The sequence below is a fragment of the Coleofasciculus sp. G3-WIS-01 genome (genome assembly GCF_040223135.1).
Classification (GTDB): Bacteria; Cyanobacteriota; Cyanobacteriia; order Cyanobacteriales; family Coleofasciculaceae; genus Coleofasciculus.
The window spans coordinates 1-24,612 of the sequence record NZ_JAVJZI010000220.1 but is presented as its reverse complement, the minus strand read 5'-3'; the positions used below and the strand labels follow the sequence as shown (position 1 = coordinate 24,612).

Sequence of the window (24,612 nt, the reverse complement as noted above, 5' to 3'; positions counted from 1 at the left end):
CTCACCGTTCGCTCATTTGGGTAACTCAGTAGCCAAATGAGCAGCCACACAGTAGTCTGAGTGAGCAATTGCACGATTAAACAGACTACTAGGAGGCAATGGATGAAACCAACCCTCTCAGAACGAGTAGATGATCTTCCTTTGATCATCTATTGGCTGGAGCAGATGGGCATTGAAGGACTGATTGACCAAGAATTACCACGACCTCATGGCAACCGCAAAGGATTAAGCTATGGTCAACTGGCTGTATTGCTGTTAAGCTATATCATTAGTCAAGCTGACCATCGACTTTGTGCGGTTGAACTATGGGTCAAACAACACAAAACAACTTTAGAGTTAGCGACCGGATGGGAGATTGGGGAAAAAGACGCAACGGATGACCGACTAGCCGACTTGCTGAGTGTTTTGGGTTCATCAGAACACGAAGCTATCGACGCCATCGAAACTCATTTGGGACAACATTTAATTCGAGCTTACGAGCTGCCTACTTCTTGTGCCCGCAGTGACACGACCAGCTTTTCGGTCTATCATCAACCATCAACAATCAAAGCAGCAGAAGAAGAAACAAACTCTGTTGGTTTATTACACTTTGGCTATAGCAAAGACCGCCGTCCGGATCTATTACAGTACCGTCAGATGCTAGCCACCCTTGACCCATTAGGAATGCCATTGGTGAGTGCGACTCTTCCAGGAAACGGTGCAGATGACCCGATCTATGTGTCTACTTGGAAACGTCTAGCTCAAATTATTGGTCATACTGACTTTCTGTTCTTAGCGGACTCCAAAGCTTCGAGTTGGTCAAACCGAGGACAAATTGCTCAACTTGGAGGTATTTACTGCTTTCCCCTTGCTCTGACGGGAAATCGTCAAAAACTGTTACGCGATTGGGTTCTCAGTCCCCCATTTCCTGTTCAAGATATTTTCTTGCCGACTCAAGAGCCAAACGATAAACCAGCAGGAGCTGGATTTGAAATTCCCTTGGGCAGTTTGTGGTTCTCCACAGAAAACCAACAGTGGCATCGTTGGTCAGAACGTTGGTTAGTGATTCGTTCTCATGCTTTGGCAATGCGCCAGATTAAAGGATTACAACAGCGTCTACAAAAAGCTGAAGCCGCTTTAGCCAAACTAGCCTCAAAACCTGGACAAGATGTTCAGGCTTTACAGGAAAAAGTGGATAGAGTTCTCAAGCGCCATCGAGTAAGCGAGTATCTCAGCGTCACGATTGAGCAACAAATACGCTATCCCAAAGTTTATCAAGGTTCTGGTCGTCCCAGTCCAGAGCGTCCCTATCGCCGAGTTCGACAAACTACCCTAACATTGAAATATCAGCGCCTTGAGACAGAAATTGTTGATTTTTCTACCTTGGCGGGTTGGCGGCTGTATGTTACTAATGCGCCAACAGAACGATTATCCCTCGAACAAGCTGTTTCCTACTACAGAGAACAATGGCAACCGGAGCGGGGCTTTCATTTGTTTAAGCGAGGGCGTCTTCCTGCTCTTCCTATTTACTTTCAAGATGAAAATCGGATTCGGGGGTTAATGTTTTTGTTGACGATCGCACTACGGCTATTCACGCTGATAGAGTTTGTCGTGCGCCGTGAGTTAGCTAACCAACAAGAAAAATTAGCTGGCTTGTATGATGGCAATCCCAAACGTACCACTAATCGTCCTACGGCGGAAAAGCTTTTAGCAGCTTTTTGTAATATTACTTTGTATTTTCATCGAGACGGTTCAACAGAAATTACTCCTCTAAATCCTCTGCAAAAACAAATTTTGCAGTTGATGATAATTCCTAAATCTATTTATAATAGAGGCACTTGATTCCCCAAAACCGCCTCATCGGTGGAGGTGAAGTTTATTTCAGCTATTTTATATTACTTAATTTGCCCTTGAGCTTGTTCAAAGTCAAGATATCTTAAGTTTTATTCTCTAACAGTCTGATGGGGACATTTTGTTTTACGAACTCAACCAAGATTTTCGAGTTCCCCAGAGACACGATTGCCCTGGGCACGCTTAGTCGAGCTAATCGCTCTCCTTTACTCTCCTGAGTCTACAACAACTGATCAACAACGGTTTTGACTCACCCCGTCAGGTGTGCGATCGCTCTTTACTCTTGCTCAACCTTTTCCCTGTACTGAAGTTGGCTTTGGATACATTGGGGGTTAGCCTGATTTGACAAGAGTCAAGTCAACAAACAAATTACCATAATCTAGGATAGGCATAGTTTTTGCACAAGCTGAATTTTTTGTCAATGCCTAAGTTCTAGAGTTTACCCACTCAGCTTTTGTACTCAATCAAGTGCTTAGTCTGGGATGCATCGCTTCCTAGTCCTCTCCTTAATCGTGCAATTGCTTACTCAGACTACTGTGTGGCTGCTGATTTGGCTACTGAGTTACCCAAATGAGCGGACGGTGAGGAACAACAAAACCCACCGTTATTCGTAATTATAAATTGGTGTTATCTGCAATAAATATAGACATTAAAAAAATCATCTTTTACTGATAAAAGTTGATCTGATTGGCGATTACCGTTAAGAGTTCATCGGTTGTAAAAGGTTTCGCCAGATAACCATTCGCACCAAACTGTTGCCCTATATTCCTAACGCTTTGGTTTTTTTCTGCCGAAATAAAAATCAAGGGAATCGTCCTAGTCTTGGCATCTTGGCGTAAAGCTTTGAGAACTTCATACCCATCTAATTTTGGCATCCGAATATCGCACAAAATTAAATCAGGGACAAACTCTTTGGCTAAGAGTAAGCCCCTGCGAGAATCGCCCGTGCCAATTGCCTGATACCCTTTTTCCTGTAAGACATTAAGAATAATGTCCCGCAAAATTTCTTCATCTTCAATGACTAAAATTGTAGCATCCTGTTTCACAGTTTATCTAAAACTACCATTTTATACAAAAGCTATCAGGTTTTGGGGGGTTTAGCTTGACCAATGCCTAATGATTCCTTGCTATTTTTCAACTGCTTCCAGAGTGACTTCACTTGCTGATAGGCTTGTTCAGAGGAAATCTTGCCGCCAGTTTCTAGGGCAGAAACATAGGACACTTTCTGGGCAAACTCTTGCAAGTTGGCATTAAAGGCTAGATACTCTGGCGTAAAGTTGCCATAATAGCGGCATCGAGGGTAAAGGAAGTTTTGCTTGCTGATCTGTGGGGAATCAGATGATGGGGACTGTGCCATATTTCACCTCTTGTCTTAAATTTCTGTTTTCCATTATATTAACACATCCTTAACCTTGTTTTAACTATAAGTTAACTAAATGTTATATAGCGATTCCCTGGGAACTATGACCTAGAGAGTAGGCAATAAGGAATAGAGAACATGGAACTGCTTAACAGGGAACATAGAGGTAGCTTGCTTGCTCTTCGAGCGAGGATGACGAATGACAAATGACGAATGACAAACAAATGAACATTAAAATCATAACGTTCAATATCCGCTATGATAAACCTGACCCAGATAAGCAAGATTGGAGGATTCGGCGTGATGCGATCGCGGCGCTGATTCAGGAGTATCGTCCAGATATTATTGGCACACAGGAAGGGAAAGCTCACCAGATCCTTGACTTACATCGCCGTTTACCGAATTATCAAAGTATTGGGGGCGATCGCACGGGAACAGGGACAGGGGAATATTGTGCGATTTTCTATAACCAAGACCGTCTCATAAGCCTAGACAGTGGCGATTTTTGCTTAAGTGATACGCCTGATATTGCTGGGAGTATCACTCCTGAATGGGGGAATCCTGTACCGCGAATGGCAAGCTGGGCAGTCTTTGGTGTAGCGCAGGATACTAAAACGATCACCTGTTTTAATACCCATCTGGACTATAATAGTGCCTTGGCACGGGAACTGGGGGCAACGCTAATCCGCGATCGCATGATTCACTGCAATCGTGATCATACCTATCTCTTCCTTACGGGTGATTTTAATGCTGAACCCGATAGCTTACCACGGGAAATCTTATCTGAGTCATCAGCGAATTATATTACTCTACAGGATGCCTTGGCAGGTGTTGAATTAGAAAAACAGCGAAGTATTCATAGGTTTACAGGTGAGGCGTTTGCGGCTGTTGATACGATTTATTACGATAGTCGCCTCAGACTAGACACGGTGACGGTTGATGATCGGAAATGGCAAGGAGTTCTTCCCTCTGATCATTTTCCGATTATCGCTAATTTTGTTGATGATTAGATGTAGGGGTTTGGGAACCAAATATAGGGGTTTGGTAACCAAATGTAGGGGTTTGGTAACCAAACCCCTACTCGGTGGGGTGACATCTCTAGAATCCTGCCATTTCATCTAAGGGATTAGGACGAGGATTGAAGGGACGATTTTGGGGGACAACGGTGAAATAAGGATCGAGTAACTCTTCCTCCACCCAACCTGAATAATAATTCAGCTTAGTTGTCGTTTTTGTTAACTCCGATACTTTCAGATCACCCCGCAAGGCATTCAGATTAGCAGGTTTTTCCCCTGTCCATTGATCCTGATCGGATACAATTCCCACAGGTCCACCGCCAAAGAAATTCAGGGCGACTTGATCAAAACCGCGCACAAAGCGATCGCCATTCCAATGCCATTCGTGTCCTGCCCAGTGTAGAGGCGGTTGCCCAGGGAGAGGTTGCCATGATGATCCATAAATTTCAGACCAAGAACTCGCCCCCTCCTCTAAGGTGACGGTAAAGCCATCTTCATACCTGACCTCATACCGTCCCTTTTGGGTTTGGTAGTCCACTGGTGACCACCATAGCACTTCTACCGTGTCTCCCACCCGATCCGCCTCAAGGGTAACGGCTGGGGTTTCCTCTAATAAACCCCTGTAAAGGGGCAATTCCTGACTCGGCAGTTTCGCCATTGCCGCAAATCGCCAACAAGACCAATTTCCGGGATTATCTGCCCCTTGCCAACGGACTTGGCAAACCCCATTTCCGGTTCCTACCCAGAGGAGATCGCCTTCTAAATGCAGTTTGTCAGGAATTGCCCCGATAATCGGACTATTGCGGACGGTGTAGGAGGTAATCGTTCCGGATTCGAGATTGGGGGGAGAAGGACGATAGGCGACTAATCCCGTTCCGGGTAGGTAGGGATTCCCTTCACCACTAATATGAGTTCCTAGCCAAAAGACTGGATTGCTTCGATCACCAGCGATGACAAGATCGGTGATTTGTTGCCCTTGAATTTCTTGAGGTTGAATCACCGCCACCTCATTCATATCGGGATTGTAACCAACAATCGTGGCGATACCACTGAACCCTTCCCCTTGTTCCGATGCGACTGACCAAAATAGGCGATCGGCATAATTGAGGGCTGAGGTAATTCGAGGCACTCCCAAGGCAATTCCCACTTCAGCTTGCTGCACCTGTTCTAAGGTATAGAGGGGGTGGCGTTGGGGTTGTGTGCTATTGGGAGTAATCAGTTCAAAGACAACGGTTTTTGGTTCGTCATTACCAAAGGGCTGCGGTTCGAGAATGACGCGATATTGATAGGATTTTCCGTTAAGTTCAATGGTTTGATAAGGGGGATTCTGGAGGTTTTCTTGGAATTGTTCGGGATTATCAGCCGTCTGTGATTCATCGGCTAAGGTTCCCGGTTCTACTGTCCAGGTGCGATCAAATCGGCAGAAAACGATATCATACTGCTGAGTTTGAAAGGTGATCGTATCGGCATCTGTAATAATATCGCGAATGTGATAGTCAAATTGCTGATACAGTCCCTCATCCTTAGCAGAGGCGATGGGTATGGGTTCAGTTTGGCGAGGGCAATTAGCGGGATTTCCAATGACTTGAGAGGAAAAAGTCACCGGGGCGGTGCAACTCTGGAGTAATCCGATAATCGCCAGAATAGGTAGGATAGGTTTCATGGAAAAAGTACCAGAACTATTATTTATAAAGACGGATTTCAGGGGTTAGCGTTCCATTACCTCATTCGTCATTAGACAGGGAACAGGGAACTCTTACCAGGAAAAAGGTAACAAAGATTAATACAGCCATTGTGCAATAGTTGGGGGCGGGCGCGAGTTTCATCTGGGTGGGGTCAGAAATGATCAGGGTGAAACCCACCCCGACAAAATTCATTGATAATTCTGGAGAAACTTTCCCCACTCCGCAGCCATAGGAAGTTCGGTAAACGGCACCTGGATCGTGGATTCTGGCAGGAGAAACTCTAGTGCGATCGCGCGTCCTTTTTTGGGGGGAGTTTCTAATGCGAAAATCTGCCCATCAACTAACAGTCGAATTGCCTGGACATCATTTAGAGAAAAAGTTTCTATATCCACTAGACCCGAACGAGTCGGTTTTCCCCACGTCAGACTTTTTCCCTTTTGTCCGAGTACGGCATAAATATCATATTTTGCCCGTTCAAATTGTTCTGCCCATAAGCGATATGCCTCAACTTTTTGATATTCATTCCAACCTGACCACGCTAGCCAAATAAATACAGCTAGTAAGGGTAACCAGAGTAAACCACGTTCCATTTTATCTTTATCTACAATTGCAAAACGTTGTAATTTAATCGGGGCGGGCGCGAGTCGCATTCGGGTGCAGTCATAAATGATAACTGTGAAACCCGCCCCTACATGATCGACTACTGGACTAATTCTAATTCCTTTAATGCTTTTTCCAGAGCGGCTGTTTCAAAATTGAGCGTCAGCGCCCCGTGAAAATTGGGTTTTACCGTAATGTCGTCTATCGTGTAAACATTGACAAAGCCAAATAGTGTGGCTTTCACATCGGTTTTTCGGGGAATGATTTCTACATATTTTTTGAGATAACCTTTACTCAGATTAACCGCCACATCAATCCGATGATAGTTACCGACATTGACAAAGCCAAACATTTTGACATCGACTTGAGATTGTTCTTCATTCAGCTTTTGTTGTAAGGTAAATGCCCCCGTTTCAATTAGTTCCTCCATCTGATCTATATCTGCCAAATTTTTCTTATAGACTGCCAATAACTTCGCGATTGCGGCATCGTCTTGGTTCTGAAGCACTAGATCGAGATTTACGCCCAGTTTTTCCTCTTTGACTGTTGCCTTGAGGAACGCGATCGCGTTAGGCTTAAATCCTGTTTTGTCTTGATCATCCCCTTGAATCACTTGATGTTCTCGATTCCCGTGATCAAGTAAGTTAAATTTGACAAAAAGCTGGTCAATTCCCAAAACTTGCTTTTGAATCGCCAGTACCAGCAGGGAGCGGAGACTGGAACGTAATTCTCCAATCGGATCAACTAACCACCAAACTTTGCGAATGGGCGAAAATTTGGGTAAATGTTTGCCGCAATGCCAGCGATATTTTAATTTCTGATAAGGCAGGTAGCGATCCCAAACTGCCATCTGCCAATAGGGGATTTGAATTAAGAGTTTGCCTGATTCAAAACTCAAACTATAGCGCAGATTGGATTCGACTTGAATCTCAACTTCATAAAGATGAAAGATACTCGTTCGCTGACCCAGTACCCCAATGTGAAAATCTCGGAGAAAATAGACAACGGCATCAATTTGTTGTAAGATTTGTTTTTTAATTGGCTTAAGTGGCAAGTCCTTACCCAGTTTTAAGGAAACTTGGTAAGCTTGATCAAGGGGGCGTACCTGGCTCTTAGGAATTTGCCTCCGGTTTAAGGAATCACTAACTGTCTGGTTTTGATTCTGTAAAGCTTCGGTTGCGTAAGCTTGAAAGTAATCAAGGAAAGTTGTATTATTTTGGTTATTGGGGTCGAGGGTTGTTGTCATAATGTAAAGGAGAACAAAAGCGATTTTTCCGTGAGGATTATTTGATTTTGATTTAGCTTAGATTATGGTTAGTTTAGCAGAACTCCAAATCCGACAGAATTCTTATTCATTCTATCCAGCGTCCCTGAAGATCAAGAATGGCATATTCTAGTTCAAAGTCAATTAAGCCGTGTTTATTAGAAATATATGGTAAACCCCGACCATTTCCCGCACTATTTACTCAAACTTGACGCTGATTATGTTCAGGTGATGGAAACTCACGCCGAAAGTACCTACCCAGACGAATGCTGTGGCTTGTTATTAGGTCACATTAAGGGGGAGGTGAAAACCGTCGTTGAAGTTATACCGACAGAAAACGCTTGGGATAATCAGGCGGCGGAAGAGTTTGAAGGAGTAAACGGTTCACGGGGGCACTCAGGGACAAAACGCAACCAGTTTACCATTGCCCCAGAGGTCATGTTGCAGGTTCAGAAGCTCTCACGCGATCGCAAATTGGATATCATTGGGATCTATCACTCCCATCCTGACCATGCAGCCGAGCCCTCAGAATTTGATCGCGCGATCGCATGGCAGCGCTATTCGTATATTATAATTTCCGTTCAGCAGGGTATAGCTTCTGACCTCAGAAGCTGGACTCTTGATCCCTATCACCAGTTTCAGCCTGAAGAGATTCTCACGACAAAGGAGGCGGGGAAGCAATAATGTTCCAGACGTGTCATAGCACGTCTTGAGATGAGGGAAATGAGGACGTTAAATCAAAACTTGGTCGGGGCGGGCGCGAGTCGCATCTGGGAGAAAAAGAAACGATAATAGTCAAACCCGCCCCTACACGAAACTCACGCGCCATGCTCTCGAAGGTCGTGAAGGGTCAAAACTTTCCCAATCGCTAATCTTACCAAATTGCCATGTTAAATCCCAATCTGGAAGAAATCCAACTAACCAAAGAAGAATACGAACGATATTCTCGACACCTAATTTTGCCAGAAGTTGGACTAGAGGGACAAAAACGCCTCAAAGCCGCTAGTGTTCTATGTATTGGTACGGGAGGACTGGGTTCACCCCTGTTGCTTTACTTAGCCGCAGCGGGTATTGGACGTATCGGTATCGTGGATTTTGATATCGTCGATAGTTCCAACCTGCAACGTCAGGTGATTCACGGAACCTCCTGGGTGGGGAAACCGAAAATTCAATCGGCAAAAACCCGGATTCTAGAAATTAACCCCTATTGTCAAGTAGACCTCTACGAAACCCGCCTGACATCCGAGAATGCCTTGGATATCATAAAACCCTACGATATTGTTGTCGATGGGACGGATAACTTCCCCACCCGTTACCTGGTGAATGACGCCTGTGTGATTCTAGGTAAACCCAACGTCTACGGTTCTATCTTGCGCTTTGAAGGACAAGCCAGCGTATTTAACTACGAAGATGGACCCAATTACCGCGACTTGTTCCCCGAACCCCCACCACCGGGAATGGTTCCTTCTTGTGCCGAAGGTGGTGTTTTGGGTATTTTACCCGGAATTATTGGTCTCATCCAAGCCACGGAAACCGTTAAAATTATCCTCGGTAAGGGAACAACTCTCAGCGGACGATTGTTACTCTACAACGCCCTGGATATGACATTCCGGGAACTGAAGCTGCGACCTAACCCAGTACGTCCTGTTATCGAAAAATTAGTAGACTACGAACAATTCTGTGGCATTACCCAAGCCAAAGAACAGGAGGCGAAACGGTTAATGGAAATTCAAGAGATGACAGTTCAAGAACTCAAGCAATTGTTGGATAGTGGGACAAAAGATTTTGTTCTCGTTGATGTTCGCAATCCCAATGAATACGAGATTGCCAAAATTCCGGGTGCCGTTTTGGTGCCATTACCGGATATTGAACAGGGTTCTGGCGTCGAAACGGTTAAGCAACTGCTGAATGGTCACCGCTTAATTGCCCATTGTAAGATGGGTGGACGTTCCGCTAAGGCGTTAGGCATTCTCAAAGCAGCCGGAATTGAAGGGATTAATGTCAAAGGAGGAATTACCGCTTGGAGTCGGGAAATTGACCCGTCGGTGCCTGAATATTGAGACGCTCAAACAAAGTTGGTCTGATTTAATCAAGAGGCTTCTAAATCTCAAAAAGAGTAAGGGGATTGGTTCGCGGATAACATTCGCAAACCAATCCCCTTTTTCCACATCCCCTGACTTTTCAGGGGATGCAATGTAGAGACATAGCATACTACGTCTGGTAGCAGAGGTAGCAGTCTAGGTCTGTAACATTAAGTAAAGGCGGGTCTTGAGTTAACGTTATTGTCAACAGCGATACGAGACCGACTCACACCCACCCCTATTTGCCTCAAAACCATACCAGAGGAGAACATCACTCCAGTAATCGAAATCGATGCTAGAATTCCTGAAAAATGGTAACCCAAGAGACCGCATAACCCTTTTTTTTACCCTTCACTTCGCTCAAGGGTATGATTTTTACCATTACCAATCCCCAATTAATACATGAAAAATGAAATCATTTTTTCCTGAAAAGTTCCTAATTTTGATTGTCGATGATAATCTCAATAATTTACAAATTCTTCGTGTTATTTTAGAAGCCGAAGGTTATAAAACAACTGTTGCCAACAATGGACAGGATGCAATTAATCGTGTACGAGTTAACAAGCCGGACTTAATTCTTATCGCTTTAATCATGTCCCCAATTAGTGGGTTAGAATTGTGCGACCATCTTAAGTTTCCCCTCCCCCTCACCACCAGCCCAATTATCCTGATTCGGACGATTCATGAACAAGAGCATTTAATCGAAGCCTTTGAAAAAGGTGTCGCTGATACAATTATATATCCCTTTAATCCGGCGGAAATTCTTGCCCGTGTCCGAACTCATTTAGAATTGAAGCAGACTCGATATCAATTGAAACAATTGGTTAAAGAGAATGAAAAATTAATGAATATGTTGAGAAAGTTGGCGAGTACTGATCCCCTGACAGGACTCTGGAATCGCCGCCATGTTTTAAGTGTTGGCTATCAGGAATTTCACCGAGCCTGTCGGTATAAACGTTCCTTGTCTGTCCTGATGATTGATATTGACAACTTTAAGCAAATTAATGATGCCTATGGACATACGATGGGAGATGAAATACTTAAAGGTGTAGCAAAAAGTATCGTTGGTTCATTGCGTGAGGCGGATTATTGTGGACGATTTGGCGGTGAAGAGTTTGTCACATTGCTCCCAGAAACTGATAGTGCTGGGGCGGTGCGTGTGGCTGAACGTCTGAGAAGGCGGCTCGAACAAATTACAATTGGGATTGGTGATCAACATGTGCAAATGACTGTGACGGTTGGTGTCGCTAGTTATCAATCCGATGATTCCAACATTGAGGTAATTATTCAACGAGCAAATCACGCACTTTATCAAGCTAAAAGTCAGGGATACAATCGGGTTGGTTTAATCGGTTAATATCTGCTATTGTTATCTCAACTTATGATTAATTATCTGACACTTCATACATTTAGACAGGGCGAGTCGAGACAGGTTAGTTCTCATACCGCCACATTTGAGCAGCGACTCGCCCCTACAGCCGACAACCGAACCGGGATAATTGTCCCTAATCTGTGCATACTATCATTTCCTTCTATCCAGAAGCCAATAGGTAATCATATCGCCTTTCCCCTTAACTGCGATCTCACCTCGCTGTTCAAAGATAAACTTATGTTTTAATTGTTTGTATGTAATAGCGGTAACTTGAATTTTACCAGGTTCTCCTGAGGATTCCATACGAGAGGCGACATTAACCGCATCTCCCCATAAATCATAGATAAATTTTTTCCTCCCAATCACACCCGCCACGACTGATCCGGTGTTAATACCAATGCGAATTTGGAACGACTCACCCTGTTGCTTTTGGAAGTCATAAATCGCTTGTTGCATATCCAAAGCCATTTGCGCGATCGCTGTGGCATGATCGTCTCTAGGACTGGGTAAACCGCCGACAACCATATAAGCATCACCAATGGTTTTAATCTTCTCCAATCCATAGTGATCTGCAAGTTGGTCAAATGTGGAAAAGATTTGATTAAGCATATTCACCAGTTCAATCGGTTGCAGACGTGCCGATAACGGCGTAAACCCGACAATATCGGCAAAAAGAATCGTCACCTGATCAAAATGTTCAGCAATCGCCCGTTGATCCTGTTTAAGACGATTGGCAATCAGTTCGGGTAAGATATTCAGTAATAACCGCTCTGACTTGTCTTGCTCTAACTGTAACGCCGCTTCTGCCTGTTTGCGATCAGTAATATCACGCGCTACCCAAATAACCGATTGTTCAGACATCGCCGAAATACTGGCGGCAAACCACACCGTATTTTCTTCACTTTGTAGACTGTAATCAAAATAGATCGTTTGCTGAGTCGTTAACGCCTGTTGAATTTTATCCAGCCAATCCAGCGCTATTTCTTCTTGAAAAAGAGATTCGATTGTTTGGCTAATTGGGTCAATATGAAAGTCATAGAATCGCGTAGGATTTGTGGGTGCGATTTCGATATTCTCTATTGTCCGATCTTGAACATCAATAATTAGCACAACAGCATTCATCGCCTCAAAAAATAGGCGCATTTTGCTTTCTGAGGTTCGCAGTTTATGCTCGAGTAATTTACTTTCACTGATATCCCGTGCCGCCCAAATCACGCTATCATTAGAAAGTGGTGATAAATTAGCCGCAAACCAAATATCTCGTCCGGCAACCGTCAACTGATACTCAATACTCACGGTTTGCTGAGTTAAAAGAGCCTCTTGGATAGCTTGGAGAATAAAATCGGCTTGCTCGGCTGGTAAATGTTCGTCTAAGGTTTTACCCACGATTTCGGCTGATGGTTTGTAGGCACTCAGGGGATTAGTGGGGGCAATTTTTAGACATCTTCCCGAGGCATCAATCACCAGCACCACATCTGTCATCGCAGCGAAAAGCGCTTGAATCTCTGTTACCGCTTTCTTCTGCTGCATCACGCTACCGAGTTGATTAGAAATAACCGTGACTAGCTCAAAAAAGCGATGGTCAGATGGATATTTTTGGGCGATAAAAAACACCAGCACAGCTAAGACAGAAATGGTTTCTTGGTTTGAGCTTGGTGTAACAATAGGTACGGCAAATGCTGAGTTAAATCCACATTTAACAGCGAGTTCTAATCTCAGGAAAAGGTCATCTGAAAACGTCGCTAAATCATCAACCCACTCCGGCTGAACTCGATGCCACACTCGTCCCGGTAATTCCTCATTAGGTAAGAAGGTTAAGGCTTCACTGTACTCTCGGAATTGGTTGAATTTTGCCGCATCTGGGGAATCAATATCCGAGCATTGCCGATACCAACTATGGCTACATTCTAATGCCATCCCATCCGTCGCCGGAATCCACGCTTCACCATAACTCCAGCCGGTAATTTCGCAGACTTGATGCAAGGCGATGTCCAACGCTGTCTGAAAATCCGCCGCGCTACTAATGGCTTGGCTCATTTTAGCTAGACGTGCCACCTGTTCCTCAGCCTGTTTGCGTTCAGTTATATCGTTAATGACAGCAAGTAAGCAGTCTTGTCCACTGAAGTTAATAATATTTGCCGATAATAATCCCGTTTTTAGCTGTCCTGATTTGAGACGGAAATTGAATTCATAATTGTGAATGATTCCCTGAGTTTGTACTTGCTGAATAAATTGCGTCCGCTCCTCTGGATGCAGCCAAAAGTTTATTTCAACTGTGGTTTTACCAATGATTTCGTCTCGTTGATATTCCGTCAGATTCAGCAACCGATCATTGACTGCCAATAAGCGCCCATCCGTTAGGGTGCTGATTGCCATGGCGTTGGGAGACAAACGGAAGGCGAGGGCAAATTGATCTTCGCCTAAGCATCCTGTGGTGCTTGTGGGTAGGATGGGCTGGTTTAATTCCTCGTTCCTGGGTTCCAAAATAGTCAAAGAAGAATGCAACGACAGGGCAAGGGGGTTCGGTAAAGCTTCTATCATACCGCTATTTACTGGGATCGTCATTTGTCATATTTGCTTTCCTTGAGAAGTAAGCTAGGTTTATATAAGGGTTTAAGTAATATTTATATAACTTAATATAGTTGAATTTATTTGGGAGCATGTCAGTTTTGCACAGAACGTTCAAGTAGGTTGGGTAGAGCGTAAGCGTTACCCAACTGGCTCTCCCTGGAGTTGGGTTTCGTTCCTCAACCCAACCTACAAAGGTGACATGCTCCCATTTATTTCCACCCACTTATAAGTAGGTGGACAAAATTCAAGTTAACGGTGAAACAACTTAATTCGAGTAAAGTTAGGAAACCTACTTGCCAATACAGAAGCGACTAAAAATCCTATCAAGCACTGACTCCGTTACCTCTTCCCCAGTAATTTCACCCAAGGCTTGAATCGCACCGCGTAAATCAATCGTCCAAAAATCTAAAGGTAACTGTTGGGCGATGGTTTCTTGTACCTGTTCCAATGATATTTTAGCTTGGGTTAAGGCGGCGGCTTGTCGCTGGTTAATGGCGAAATCTAAGTCAGCCGCGTGAAGGTTTCCCGTTTGCACTGCTTCAAGAATTCCTTGTTCTAATGCCTCAATCCCTTCATTTTTGGCAACGGCGGCTATAACTATCCGTTCAATAGTATCCGGATAGGATACAGAATCGGCGGGGGCGAGATCGGTTTTATTAATGACTAAAATTAGGGGACGGTGTTTGACTTGTGTATAAATTTCTTGGTCTTGTGTAGTCCAGCCCGTAGTCGCTTCAATCACCAATACAATTAAATCAGCCGCCTCAGCCGCACGGCGCGATCGCTCAACGCCAATTTTCTCGACTTGATCCACGGTTTCCCGGATTCCGGCGGTATCTAGAACCTGCACGGGGATTCCACCGACGACTAACTGCGACTCAACCACATCACGAGTTGTACCGGGTAAGTCGGTAACGATCGCGCGATCGCTACGACTCCAGGCGTTTAATAAACTGGATTTGCCCACATTCGGACGTCCGACAATGGCGACGTTTAAGCCGGTTCGCAATAATTGACCGCGATCGGCGGTGGCGAGAATTTGGTTAATATCGGCTAATATCTGTTGAATTTGAGCCATGATCTCGGCTTCATCTAAGGGAGGTAAATCTTCCTCAAAGTCAATTCGGGCTTCAATTTCTGCCAAAGTATCTAAACACGTCGCCCGGAGTTGGCGAATGGGTACAGCCAGCTTACCTTGTATTCCCGCTAATGCAGCTTGGGCGGCGGCGGGGGAACGAGAACCCACTAAGTCAGCGATACTTTCGGCTTGGGTTAAATCTAAGCGCCCGTTCAAAAATGCCCGCAGGGTAAATTCTCCGGGTTGGGCTAACCGTGCGCCTAGCTCTAAGCATAATTGCAACACCTGCTGCACGGGCATAATCCCGCCGTGACAATGGAACTCGACGACATCTTCACGAGTGTAAGAGCGAGGGGATTGCATAATTAGGAGTAGGGCTTCATCAACAATGTGTTGGGTTTGGGGATGACGCACATACCCATAAAGAATGCGGTGAGTCTGCCACATTTGACGCCCTGGTGCATGGAATAGTTGACGTGCGATCGCCAGGGCATTTTCCCCCGACACCCGCACAATCCCCACACTCCCTTGTTGCGGGACAACAGCAGTTGCGATCGCGGCTATTGTTTCACCTTGGACAAACGGTTGAGACATCATTTACTGACCCTACCTTTCTTGTTCCCCCCTTTCAAAGGGGGGCTAGGGGGGATGGGGGCTAGGGGGGATCTCTGATTAAGTAAAGGTTTCAGCCTTAAGTTTACATTAATGTTCATCAAGGGTTCCCTACAGATGGTGGTGTAATGGTAAAACCTGCACCAGTCCTGAGCGTTGATTGCGAGGGAAATTAAGCGATCGCGTAAAATAGTCTTTAACTTTTCCTAACTACTTATGACAGCCGTTACGATTAACCTCAATCCAATTGTTCACTTGAATCAAGAGCAATTTTATCATCTTTGTCGAGTCAATCCAGATGTAAAATTTGAACGCAATGCGAAAGGAGAATTAATCATCGTGTCCCCCACAGGCGGAGAAACGGGAAAACGGAACGCCAAGCTAACCACTCGATTTTGTGTGTGGAATGAACAAACAAACCTGGGAGAAGTTTTCGACTCTTCAACCTGTTTTCACCTGCCCAATGGGGCAAACCGTTCTCCCGATGTGGCTTGGATTCAAAAACAGCGATGGGATGCACTGACAGAAGAACAGAAAGAAAAATTTCCACCCATTGCCCCAGACTTTGTTTTGGAGTTAATGTCACCCAGCGATACATTAAAAGAAACCCAAGCTAAAATGCAGGAATACATGGACAATCAAGTCAGACTGGGTTGGTTACTCTATCGACCCACTCGTCGGGTGGAAATTTATCGCCAAGGGCAAACGGTAGAAATCCTGAAAAATCCTACCCATTTATCTGGGGAAGATGTTTTACCTGGTTTTATTTTAGATTTACAAATTGTTTGGAATTGAATCCTTATCTAATTAGGGTTATTGATAGAAGGTTTGTAGGGGCACGGCAATGCCGTGCCCCTACAGGTGGTGTGACTCGGCTCACATCCGATTAAAGTGTCAACGATTGCGGATTCTTTTCAATCAACTTCGCCAAATCTTGCAGGAATGCTGCCGCATCTGCACCATAAACAATCCGGTGATCACAAGTCATATTCACCTGCATCTGATTCCGCACCCCCATCATCCCATCCGTTGTCGCCACCACTTGCGGACGTGATGCGCCAATCGCTAGGATTGCCCCTTGTCCTGGAGGCAAAATTGCATCAAAACGGTCAACGCCATACATCCCCAAGTTCGAGATAGTAAACGTACCGGAACTATATTCCTCCGGTTGCAACTGCTTACGTCGAGAGCGTTCAACCAAACCTTTCCAAGTGCGAGATAAGGAATAAATATCCACCTCATCGGCTTTTTGTAACACAGGTGTAATTAGTCCCCCATCTGCCATTGCCACAGCGACAGCCACATTGACCCCAGCGTGATACTGAATCCCCTTTTCCGTATAACAGGCATTGATTGTGGGATGTTGTTTCAATGTCACAGCGACGGCTTTGGCTAATAGGGCACTCATGGTTACGCCCTTAGACTTAATTTGTTTATACAGTTTATCCAGTTCATCCGTTGTGATGGTATACCCCACCCGGAATGCTGGTACCTGAAGACTCGCCACCATATTCCGAACCACGGCATTTTGCAGCGTGTTGAACGGAACCACTTCACCGAGGGGGACAGAAATCGGTGTTGTTGGTGTAGCCATCGGTTGAGCCGCAGGCTGAGACGGTGGCTGTTGTGGTGCAGGGGCGGGTTCAGGTTGGGGAGTTTTCCCGGCGGCGGCTTCCACATCTTCTGCCACAATGCGTCCATGTGGACCACTACCCGTCAACGTATCGAGTTCAACCTTCAACTCCCTGGCTAATTTCTTAGCTCGAGGAGAGGCGACAGTGCGTCCATTGCGACGACTGGGGGTATCTTGGGCTTGGGGAGCGGCTGAGACAGTAGCAGGTTCAGGTGTTGGCGTTGGTGCAGGCGGAGTAATGGCTGGCGCTGAGGCGGAACTGGATTGAGAGGCTTGTTGTTTAGCCGCCTCAATTTCGTCAGGAGTTTCGGCTAGCAGAGCAATTGCCTCCCCCACGGGTACGCTTTCGCCTGCGGGTACAGTAATGACGGCTAGATAGCCCTCATAGAACGACTCCACATCCATATCCGCCTTGTCAGACTCAACCACTACCACGGTTTCGCCTTTTTCTACTTTGTCCCCTGGGGATTTCACCCAAGAGACAATTTTACCTTCGGTCATGGTGGAGCTAAGGGCGGGCATGAAAACTTCGTGGATCATGAGGTGGTATTCCCAATGAACTAGGCGTGAGATAACAATAGCATTTGCCAGATCGCATTTTAGCGTGATGACTGGCTTTAAAACTATTTAGGTCAAAAATAGGGAACGGGGAACGGAGAACGGGGAATGGGGATTACCCACCAGCCCTTACCTCTTTGTGCTTCTCTATACCAACCTACAATAGAATTAGCCCGGTATCGAAAAAACTGATGGAGCTGATGGTCAACTCGTGCAAAATTTCTTTGATGAGTATCGCTGGTATGGTAATCCTGCTGACGGCTTGTACCAGCATCAGTAATCGAAAAGAAGCGACAATCACAGCCGCTAATCCTTCACCTGATGAAACGATTTCCTCATCGACTGAGCCATCCCCCGATTCTCTAGGTAACTCGACTCCCCAGCAAAATTTTTCATCAGCTCAGACGTTGGCGGCTAACCGGGAAGATTATCGTTCAATGGATCTATCCCAACTTGCAGATAAGACGAGTTTAACCGGTAGTGACCCAAACGCGATCGCACTCTCGGCGTTTGATAATAGCGACGCTGACACCGATTCACCCACCGTGGATGTCTCCTATCCTCAACCGACTCAGGCAATTGTTATCCTGACTCAAACTGGATTAAAGGATGATTCTGTGCAAGATATCCGATACCGCGTTGAGTTCCAGAAAAATTCCTCTGCCCAAATTAACGAACAATGGCAGATGATTTGGGCAGGATCTCAGTTCAAATGTTATCCTGGGCGCGGTCATCAAGAATGGTCACCTGAACTTTGTTTTTGAGCGGGTTTTCTGGGCGCACGTCGGTCATTGGTGTCAACTTAAGCGCTAAAAGCTGGGGGAGCTGGGGGAGCTGGGGAAGCTGGGGGAGCTGGGGGAGCAAGAGAATGCTCTTGCAGATTGCTCTTTCTCCTGTAATAGCTTAGGGAGCAAGCAACACGATCAGTTTGTGTCGAACTGCTCGAAACAATAATTGGCAAGGGTTGTGGCTTAAGTTGACACGGATGACGGAGCGTGAGTCCCTACAGTAGACAATTTATCGACATCCTAGGGATTCACGAGTCTCTACCCCCGTTTTCGAGTTAACGCCACTAGCTCTAGTACAGAGATTTTGAACTTGTAAGCGATCTAAAACTGCATCGCTGAAATCAGTACCCGTGATATTAACGTCATCCAAGCGAGAACCTAACAAAATCGCTTCCACTAAAACCGCATCACTCAAATCAGCACCCTTGAAGTTAACCTTATAAGCAATGCTATAAGAAAAGTCTGCACCTTGTAGATTAGCGTCAGTTATGGTGGAATCAGTAATCACCATATTGCGTAAATCGGTATTGCTTAAATTCGTTTGCGTCAGATTCATATTAGATATCTCCAGTTCGGCTAAATTTTGACCAGAGAAATCCATGGCACTCAGATCAGATGTACCGTCATTAATAAGCTGTCTGGCAGAGAGATTTGCCCCTTTGGCGGATAGGGGAACTAAAACCAACACCAACGCCAAAATTAGAGCGGCGAGTCCTCGAATAGACTTAATAATATTTACTTTCATTGCAACTGTTGTTGAAAACATCCTTTCTGGTGTAGCTTACGCTAAATCTCAACCACATCGGTATAACTGATAGGGAATACCAATCCGGTAATGTTGACTCGGATCAAGGATACAGGTTTTTTGGTTCGCGATCGCAAGATGTTGGGGATAGTCTCGACGCTTCAAGCCGGGAGTGATTACCCATAGATTCAACTGAGACACCGAGGGTATGGTTAATTCCGATAACTGCTGCCAGACTTTATCATATCCCTGTTGGCGACTTAAAAATGCGATCGCGCGATCGCCCTGTTGACTACCACCCTCTGGTAAGTTCTCTAATGCCTTGGCAAAGCTCAATCCTAATCCGATATCCTGAAGATCGTCATATCCCATCACCATGATCAGGGGAACAGTGGGTTCAATCGTCATATTCTCTGCCACCTGCTGAGGATAATAGGGTTTGAGAAACACCAAATTAGCCACAACACAAACCGTACTCACGACAGAGATAGTCAACGTTAAGACAATTGCCCATTTCCCCTGCACCTGTACATCCCTACGCCCAGACGCGCCATGGTTTACGGTTAAACTCGCTGCCAAGAGCGCACAAATCGTCGGATAATAAACAAAATTATAGCGGGGGACAACGGAGATATCCTTACCTAGCAGGTAAATAATTGCCAAAAATTGCAGCAATACAGCCAAGGTAAACCCGAATAGCGTCAACGTGGCTAACTGGGTTGCAGGCTTCTGTAGCAATTGCTTAACTCCCACACCTCCCCGCCAAATAATCCACCCCCCCAACCCCAGAGTTAATCCTCCCATGGGGATAACAATCCACCAAGGTTGATTTTCCACGGGTAAGGCAATTACCATGAGTAGCCAACCCACGAGTAATTGCAGAAGAGGCATAATGCTATCCGGTTGCGGTAGCCAATTGGTTTCTTGTCGCCCCACATCTGCCAAAAGCATACCCCACCACGGCAGATAACTAACTGCCATTCCCGCCATTACCAGCGCCACAGCTATCCAACTCCCGCCTGGTAAGCGCCGACGATACCAAATCATCCCGGAAATTAGGGTTAAAAATTGGGCAATGACAGCCAGAAGAAAAAAGTAGTGGACATAACAACCGATACTGTTCACCATACCCCAACCTAGCCATAGCCAAGGGGAAGGCAATTGCTGATGATAAAGACGCTGCTGAATCGGGATTAATGCCAAAAGTGCCAGAATAATCAGCAGCATTGGTAATGTGTAGTGACGCGCTTCCTGAGACAGGTAAACCGCAAAGGGAGACACCGCCATTAACGCGGCGGCGATTAATCCCGCGATTGGCGAAAAGATGAGACGATTGAGACAGTAGATTGCCGCGATCGCACCGACTCCGATTAAAGCTGGAAATGAGCGCAACGCCCAAGCTAACTGTTCGGTTCCCGTAAACCTTAACCACGAATGCATTAAGCAAAAGAATAAGGGGGGATGAGTAGATTGTTGGGCAAGGGTTTGGGCAATATCTCTACAGCTAGCCTCCGGTTGAAGGGTGAAAAATTCCTGGAGCGTAGACAAAGGAAATACCACATCCAATGGTAAATCATTATACTCCCGCCCCAGGCTAAAGAAAGCGGTGAGAACTTCATCCAGCCACAGGGGTTTTAAGTCAAGATGCCAAAACCGGAAGACGGTTCCCAGAATAATGATTCCAGCTAGGGCGAAATAATGGAGAGTCAGTTTTTGGCGTAGGTGCATAGTTAGGATTTTCGCGCAAAAACCACTCTAACGAGAATTGGGTTAATTTGAGCGATTGAAATCGCTGCTACACAAACAAAGTCCGCCTGCGCGGACTGGGTTATAAGTATTAGTAGCGAGCAAGATGCTCGCACTACGGCAATGATTTTGCTATTCTTGACATTAGGGTTTAAACGCCGAACAGCTTAAGGCTGACTTTTCACGGCATATCATAATTTTGACCTAACGCCCTGAAGCGTCAGGTATGGCACATAAATGTGTAGGGGATCTAATTAATTACTCCACTTTAGATATAGCGGGAAAACCTGTAAAATTTGATATCCAGGCAGCCACCTGTCAATTTTATTGGGAAGCTCCAAGCGGTGAGACTGAGGAATGGATGCCAGCTAAAAGACTCCGAGAAACACTGGGTATTGTGGATTTTAAGGCAGGACAATTTCTCTCAGCTAGCGGAGAAGTTATAGCCTTTACCTTAAATCGTTCAGGAGAACGTTGGCAGTCTCCTCGTGGCACAGTTCTTTTGGCTCGTCGGGATGCGATTCTGGAAATGCTTGAACAGGAAAAATTGAGTATGGGATGGGGAGTATGGATTTTTCGAGAGCCAGCCGCTCCACTCAATGTGGCAAGCCGAAAAAGAATGTTTCGAGACTGGCGTGCAGTGGCATTTTGGCAAGATGATGGATTAAAAACGGTTACTTATCAGGATGTAATCGAACCTTGGAACAAGGATTAATTCCATTGAATAATAGGGCGACTCAATCAATTGAATAAACTCCCATTGTTTCTTTAAGCAAGCGGGTCGCCCCTACAGACTCTCACCGATGTTTATGATATAAAAGTTTTCTGTGGAAGATTCTTTTCTAGTTCAGTCCGCGTAGGCGGACGAAAGTTTGTGTAGCTGCGATTTCCAATCGCCCTTTTATAGCAGTAGACACATCGATTAGGACAAACGAACTGTTGTAGAGACGCTTCAAAAGCGCGTCTCTACATAAATGATGCGTCCTAACCGCTATGGCGATTGCTATATATCATGTCCTGACTGCGATTTCCAATCGCCCCATTCATCGTCAGAATTGGCGCATTATAGCCAGCAGAACCCGATGAACGAATGACAACAACATCAACCTGAGCAGAACAGTCTGTGCAACCTCTCGCCTGATTAATCATCCACTGAATCGCTTCGTCTACATCAGCCCCCCCGCCGCCTAAGTCAAAGGCAATACCTGCGGGAACGTTCACATCAGTAGAATTACCATCAAAATAGCGGATAACCTTGGCGGATGCTGGTGCAATCCAGAGCGACAAGTACATTAATACTACTGCCACGAGCTTAATGACTTTAGCAATGGGCAAGCCAGAGGTAGATTTACAATGACGAGAATCCATAGACTTATTGGAAGATGAAACCCGATATCAATAGTGGCACCAGTAAAAGGGCAGATATAATCGCCACAACCGTGACTGGATCTATATTGATAACATTTTTGGGTTGATTACTCATAACACCTCTTCTAATTAAGTATTTCTTGGCTATCCAACTGAGTAGGCGGCTCTTACCATCTCCATCTGCCTACCCCCACCACCAGACTCCCTACAGCAACCCCTATTTTAGAAGCATATCAGTGGCAGGCTCTTGATTGCAGGATGCATCATCACCCCCCTGACTCTCCTCCCGATTTAAGAGATGCTGTACGTTGGATTGCCCAACTCGGCGGGTTCTTAGCCCGCAAGCATGATGGTGAACCAGGGGTTAAAACTATTTGGCAAGGTCTACGATGACTTCATGACATTGCCCATACTTGGCTTTGACTTTCTCCCAAAACTACTGCTTTTGTCAAGGGAATTCATGTTAAGAAAGATGTGAGTAATGCATAGGGGGGACGGAAGGGGCATCTGTCAGGGAAGAGGAGGTGTCATTCTTAGTCAATCGCCAACGGGTAAATTGAGGGAAATCAAATGGTTCAATTGAGCAAAAGCCGCTTTAATTGCGTTTGGTGTTACCCAAGTTTCCCTCAGAGACTATGTTTTGGGTTCCATTGGTATGGTTCCAGCTACCGTGGTATACGTTTACATCGGTTCCCTGGGTAGGGATTTAGCCACAATTCATAATTCCAATCAACCCACTACGACAGAAACTCAAATTGCCCAGTGGGGGATTCGGATCATTGGCTTAATGGCTACGATTGCCGTAACGTTCTATATAACACATCTTGCCCAGAAAGCGTTAAATGAAACTGTTGTCCAGGAAGAAACACACCCCGCGCTAAATCAGAAATAAACTGTAGTTAATGTGTTTTGATTGTAGTAAAAGTTAATCCTTGACTAAATAAGCTGCAACTGGAAGTAGGGAATGCAGGCTACAATTTAGTCAGAGGGCGATCGCAGGGTGGAGCGGACATGAGAAAGTCTGACGGGTTGGTTTTAATAGCCTTAGGAATAATCTGTGCGATCGCGGTGATCTTTTTTCACCCGAAACCCCAACCAGCCATTCCCCAGGAACCCAGTTACGCCCTGAGTCAGCCAACGGGCAATCAATCGTCTTTTTATCCCCTTGAACAAGATATTGATCCGATATTATATCCCTCCGTCGGTGATTGGGTAGGACGATTAATTTTACCAAATCCTGAAGAAATACAAGCCAATTCAACATCCGATTGGGTTTGGTTTCAAGTGTACAACGCTCCTGACGCCGCCCAGGATTTAATTGGTGAAAAATTGCGTCTCGAATGGCAGGAAACGCCCCAAATTAAAACCTATCTGGACGCTGTTACCACCGCTATCGAATTTAACCAAACTACCCGCAATAGCCAGAAAAATGGTAATATTCACCCCAATCGCCTGAATGGTTGGTCACAGGTGGGTCCATTGCAATCGTTGGCGGGAGCAAGACCTAAAAATGATGTGATTGTCCGCTTAGAGGAGGTGATTTGGGCGGAAAATAGGCTGAAAATTGCTCGTTCTCCGATTCAAGTCACAGGGCGATTTTATGGTTTAGTGTCGATTGTCAGCACCCAGGGAGAATGGTTAAGGGTACGTCATTACAACCCCGAATCTGGCAAATTTGACGGTGTTGAAGAAGTCATTCGTTTCCCCCAGCATTTGTTCTCAACACCACAACAGCTTGAAGCGTCGCCCGCAGGGGAGGCGGGGTGGTATATTTACGGGGCGAAGGATAAGCAGGGCATTTTTACTGTACAAGCCATTGCGCCGCGATCGCTGTTTCAATTGCAACCGGATCGGGTTATTTTAGGAGCAGATAAGCTGCCAAATTTGTGGGAGAATACACGCGATCGCCAGGGAACTGTGGCGACAGTGTTAATCGATCCAGAGGCAAAAACTCAACCCGATGCTATTTCAGCTTGGCAAGAAGGCGATCGCGCTTTAATCTTACATCTGTTTGGTGGGATTGGCGGCGAAAATGGCGATCAACAGACGATTTGGGCGACAGTAACGGGTCACTTTTCGTTTGGCGTGGCTGAAATCATTCGTGATCCGTTTACCGATGAGTTGCGCTGGGAGATTGTGTATCAACAAGTTTATGCCCACAACCCTGACCGAGAACTAGGGATACAAGCCTCGTCCTTTTAGGACGACTTTTTATTTTCTCTTAGTCTTGTATTGTAATAAATAATGTGTTAATCTATAAAAGTAGTCTAGCACAGGCGAAAGTCGTGAGTATCGCCAATCGATT

The 24,612-nt window shown here is 45.4% G+C and carries 20 protein-coding genes and 2 pseudogenes; 11 read left to right on the top strand and 11 right to left on the bottom strand.

Annotated elements, in window-relative coordinates; genetic code table 11:
- Positions 1 to 102: 102 nt before the first annotated feature.
- On the top strand, positions 103 to 1,821 hold the full coding sequence (locus RIM23_RS22685; RefSeq protein ID WP_446369550.1) for an IS1634 family transposase: 1,719 nt from the start codon (positions 103 to 105) through the stop codon (positions 1,819 to 1,821).
- Positions 1,822 to 2,495: 674 nt separating this feature from the next.
- Here the strand turns inward: RIM23_RS22685 and RIM23_RS22680 are convergent.
- Positions 2,496 to 2,876 (bottom strand): response regulator, encoded by a 381-nt coding sequence (locus tag RIM23_RS22680; protein ID WP_446369548.1) that lies wholly within the window; start codon positions 2,874 to 2,876, stop codon positions 2,496 to 2,498.
- Positions 2,877 to 2,911: 35 nt separating this feature from the next.
- The gene (locus RIM23_RS22675; RefSeq protein WP_446369546.1) at positions 2,912 to 3,187 is read right to left on the bottom strand and encodes a DUF7219 family protein; all 276 of its coding nucleotides are present in this window, start codon (positions 3,185 to 3,187) and stop codon (positions 2,912 to 2,914) included.
- Between the two features lie 227 nt (positions 3,188 to 3,414).
- On the opposite strand from RIM23_RS22675, the gene RIM23_RS22670 reads away from it, so the two are divergent.
- A complete protein-coding gene (locus RIM23_RS22670) occupies positions 3,415 to 4,200 on the top strand; it encodes an endonuclease/exonuclease/phosphatase family protein (protein ID WP_446369556.1) in 786 nt (261 codons plus the stop codon).
- A gap of 88 nt (positions 4,201 to 4,288) precedes the next feature.
- On the opposite strand, the gene RIM23_RS22665 is transcribed toward RIM23_RS22670, so the two are convergent.
- The 3 genes from RIM23_RS22665 to RIM23_RS22655 all read right to left on the bottom strand — a co-directional run bounded on the left by RIM23_RS22665 (position 4,289) and on the right by RIM23_RS22655 (position 7,737).
- Complete coding sequence (locus RIM23_RS22665) at positions 4,289 to 5,869, bottom strand: hypothetical protein (protein WP_446369544.1); 1,581 nt, start codon at positions 5,867 to 5,869, stop codon at positions 4,289 to 4,291.
- A gap of 210 nt (positions 5,870 to 6,079) precedes the next feature.
- Positions 6,080 to 6,481, bottom strand: a complete 402-nt coding sequence (locus RIM23_RS22660) for a hypothetical protein (RefSeq protein ID WP_446369554.1) — start codon at positions 6,479 to 6,481, stop codon at positions 6,080 to 6,082.
- Between the two features lie 110 nt (positions 6,482 to 6,591).
- The gene (locus RIM23_RS22655; RefSeq protein ID WP_446369542.1) at positions 6,592 to 7,737 is read right to left on the bottom strand and encodes a hypothetical protein; all 1,146 of its coding nucleotides are present in this window, start codon (positions 7,735 to 7,737) and stop codon (positions 6,592 to 6,594) included.
- 186 nt (positions 7,738 to 7,923) lie between these two features.
- Here RIM23_RS22655 and RIM23_RS22650 point away from each other — a divergent pair, with 186 nt between their 5' ends.
- The 3 genes from RIM23_RS22650 to RIM23_RS22640 all read left to right on the top strand — a co-directional run bounded on the left by RIM23_RS22650 (position 7,924) and on the right by RIM23_RS22640 (position 11,193).
- Positions 7,924 to 8,439: a Mov34/MPN/PAD-1 family protein gene (locus tag RIM23_RS22650; protein WP_446369540.1), complete on the top strand. Its 516-nt coding sequence runs from the start codon at positions 7,924 to 7,926 to the stop codon at positions 8,437 to 8,439.
- A gap of 203 nt (positions 8,440 to 8,642) precedes the next feature.
- The gene (gene moeB, locus RIM23_RS22645; RefSeq protein ID WP_446369538.1) at positions 8,643 to 9,815 is read left to right on the top strand and encodes a molybdopterin-synthase adenylyltransferase MoeB; all 1,173 of its coding nucleotides are present in this window, start codon (positions 8,643 to 8,645) and stop codon (positions 9,813 to 9,815) included.
- Positions 9,816 to 10,245: 430 nt separating this feature from the next.
- Positions 10,246 to 11,193 carry a diguanylate cyclase gene (locus RIM23_RS22640; protein WP_446369536.1) on the top strand — a complete coding sequence of 316 codons (948 nt, stop codon included), beginning with the start codon at positions 10,246 to 10,248 and terminating at the stop codon, positions 11,191 to 11,193.
- Between the two features lie 165 nt (positions 11,194 to 11,358).
- On the opposite strand, the gene RIM23_RS22635 is transcribed toward RIM23_RS22640, so the two are convergent.
- A complete protein-coding gene (locus tag RIM23_RS22635; RefSeq protein WP_446369534.1) occupies positions 11,359 to 13,773 on the bottom strand; it encodes an adenylate/guanylate cyclase domain-containing protein in 2,415 nt (804 codons plus the stop codon).
- 295 nt (positions 13,774 to 14,068) lie between these two features.
- Positions 14,069 to 15,451 (bottom strand): tRNA uridine-5-carboxymethylaminomethyl(34) synthesis GTPase MnmE, encoded by a 1,383-nt coding sequence (gene mnmE, locus RIM23_RS22630; RefSeq protein ID WP_446369552.1) that lies wholly within the window; start codon positions 15,449 to 15,451, stop codon positions 14,069 to 14,071.
- A gap of 234 nt (positions 15,452 to 15,685) precedes the next feature.
- Between mnmE and RIM23_RS22625 the strand changes: the two genes are divergently transcribed.
- Entirely contained in the window at positions 15,686 to 16,264 is a 579-nt protein-coding gene (locus RIM23_RS22625) for a Uma2 family endonuclease (protein ID WP_446369532.1), read from the top strand.
- A 91-nt stretch (positions 16,265 to 16,355) separates the two neighbouring features.
- On the opposite strand, the gene RIM23_RS22620 is transcribed toward RIM23_RS22625, so the two are convergent.
- The gene (locus RIM23_RS22620; RefSeq protein WP_446369530.1) at positions 16,356 to 17,642 is read right to left on the bottom strand and encodes a dihydrolipoamide acetyltransferase family protein; all 1,287 of its coding nucleotides are present in this window, start codon (positions 17,640 to 17,642) and stop codon (positions 16,356 to 16,358) included.
- A gap of 245 nt (positions 17,643 to 17,887) precedes the next feature.
- On the opposite strand from RIM23_RS22620, the gene RIM23_RS22615 reads away from it, so the two are divergent.
- The gene (locus tag RIM23_RS22615; RefSeq protein WP_446369528.1) at positions 17,888 to 18,424 is read left to right on the top strand and encodes a hypothetical protein; all 537 of its coding nucleotides are present in this window, start codon (positions 17,888 to 17,890) and stop codon (positions 18,422 to 18,424) included.
- Positions 18,425 to 18,677: 253 nt separating this feature from the next.
- On the opposite strand, the gene RIM23_RS22610 is transcribed toward RIM23_RS22615, so the two are convergent.
- Both RIM23_RS22610 and RIM23_RS22605 read right to left on the bottom strand, forming a co-directional pair.
- On the bottom strand, positions 18,678 to 19,193 hold the full coding sequence (locus RIM23_RS22610; RefSeq protein ID WP_446369526.1) for a pentapeptide repeat-containing protein: 516 nt from the start codon (positions 19,191 to 19,193) through the stop codon (positions 18,678 to 18,680).
- A 48-nt stretch (positions 19,194 to 19,241) separates the two neighbouring features.
- Entirely contained in the window at positions 19,242 to 20,921 is a 1,680-nt protein-coding gene (locus RIM23_RS22605; RefSeq protein ID WP_446369524.1) for a glycosyltransferase family 39 protein, read from the bottom strand.
- Between the two features lie 244 nt (positions 20,922 to 21,165).
- Here RIM23_RS22605 and RIM23_RS22600 point away from each other — a divergent pair, with 244 nt between their 5' ends.
- Positions 21,166 to 21,654: a hypothetical protein gene (locus RIM23_RS22600; RefSeq protein WP_446369522.1), complete on the top strand. Its 489-nt coding sequence runs from the start codon at positions 21,166 to 21,168 to the stop codon at positions 21,652 to 21,654.
- 269 nt (positions 21,655 to 21,923) lie between these two features.
- Here RIM23_RS22600 and RIM23_RS22595 read toward each other — a convergent pair whose 3' ends face one another.
- Positions 21,924 to 22,307, bottom strand: a complete 384-nt coding sequence (locus RIM23_RS22595) for a hypothetical protein (RefSeq protein ID WP_446369520.1) — start codon at positions 22,305 to 22,307, stop codon at positions 21,924 to 21,926.
- Positions 22,308 to 22,529: 222 nt separating this feature from the next.
- Here RIM23_RS22595 and RIM23_RS22590 point away from each other — a divergent pair.
- The 3 genes and pseudogenes from RIM23_RS22590 to RIM23_RS22580 all read left to right on the top strand — a co-directional run.
- Positions 22,530 to 22,700 (top strand): annotated as a pseudogene (locus RIM23_RS22590) (IS4 family transposase); the annotation flags it as partial.
- Between the two features lie 208 nt (positions 22,701 to 22,908).
- Positions 22,909 to 23,199, top strand: a pseudogene (locus tag RIM23_RS22585) (TVP38/TMEM64 family protein); the annotation flags it as partial.
- A gap of 119 nt (positions 23,200 to 23,318) precedes the next feature.
- Complete coding sequence (locus RIM23_RS22580) at positions 23,319 to 24,509, top strand: hypothetical protein (protein ID WP_446369518.1); 1,191 nt, start codon at positions 23,319 to 23,321, stop codon at positions 24,507 to 24,509.
- Positions 24,510 to 24,612: the final 103 nt, after the last annotated feature.

Bases quoted from the DNA above. Each gene is read 5' to 3' on its own strand.
- RIM23_RS22610 (WP_446369526.1), bottom strand. From the start codon at position 19,193: ATGAAAGTAAATATTATTAAGTCTATTCGAGGACTCGCCGCTCTAATT.
- RIM23_RS22600 (WP_446369522.1), top strand. From the start codon at position 21,166: ATGGCACATAAATGTGTAGGGGATCTAATTAATTACTCCACTTTAGAT.
- RIM23_RS22675 (WP_446369546.1), bottom strand. From the start codon at position 3,187: ATGGCACAGTCCCCATCATCTGATTCCCCACAGATCAGCAAGCAAAAC.
- RIM23_RS22625 (WP_446369532.1), top strand. From the start codon at position 15,686: ATGACAGCCGTTACGATTAACCTCAATCCAATTGTTCACTTGAATCAA.
- RIM23_RS22615 (WP_446369528.1), top strand. From the start codon at position 17,888: ATGAGTATCGCTGGTATGGTAATCCTGCTGACGGCTTGTACCAGCATC.
- mnmE (WP_446369552.1), bottom strand. From the start codon at position 15,451: ATGTCTCAACCGTTTGTCCAAGGTGAAACAATAGCCGCGATCGCAACT.
- moeB (WP_446369538.1), top strand. From the start codon at position 8,643: ATGTTAAATCCCAATCTGGAAGAAATCCAACTAACCAAAGAAGAATAC.
- RIM23_RS22620 (WP_446369530.1), bottom strand. From the start codon at position 17,642: ATGATCCACGAAGTTTTCATGCCCGCCCTTAGCTCCACCATGACCGAA.
- RIM23_RS22595 (WP_446369520.1), bottom strand. From the start codon at position 22,307: ATGGATTCTCGTCATTGTAAATCTACCTCTGGCTTGCCCATTGCTAAA.
- RIM23_RS22660 (WP_446369554.1), bottom strand. From the start codon at position 6,481: ATGGAACGTGGTTTACTCTGGTTACCCTTACTAGCTGTATTTATTTGG.
- RIM23_RS22650 (WP_446369540.1), top strand. From the start codon at position 7,924: ATGGTAAACCCCGACCATTTCCCGCACTATTTACTCAAACTTGACGCT.
- RIM23_RS22670 (WP_446369556.1), top strand. From the start codon at position 3,415: ATGAACATTAAAATCATAACGTTCAATATCCGCTATGATAAACCTGAC.
- RIM23_RS22605 (WP_446369524.1), bottom strand. From the start codon at position 20,921: ATGCACCTACGCCAAAAACTGACTCTCCATTATTTCGCCCTAGCTGGA.
- RIM23_RS22665 (WP_446369544.1), bottom strand. From the start codon at position 5,869: ATGAAACCTATCCTACCTATTCTGGCGATTATCGGATTACTCCAGAGT.
- RIM23_RS22685 (WP_446369550.1), top strand. From the start codon at position 103: ATGAAACCAACCCTCTCAGAACGAGTAGATGATCTTCCTTTGATCATC.
- RIM23_RS22635 (WP_446369534.1), bottom strand. From the start codon at position 13,773: ATGACGATCCCAGTAAATAGCGGTATGATAGAAGCTTTACCGAACCCC.
- RIM23_RS22655 (WP_446369542.1), bottom strand. From the start codon at position 7,737: ATGACAACAACCCTCGACCCCAATAACCAAAATAATACAACTTTCCTT.
- RIM23_RS22580 (WP_446369518.1), top strand. From the start codon at position 23,319: ATGAGAAAGTCTGACGGGTTGGTTTTAATAGCCTTAGGAATAATCTGT.
- RIM23_RS22640 (WP_446369536.1), top strand. From the start codon at position 10,246: ATGAAATCATTTTTTCCTGAAAAGTTCCTAATTTTGATTGTCGATGAT.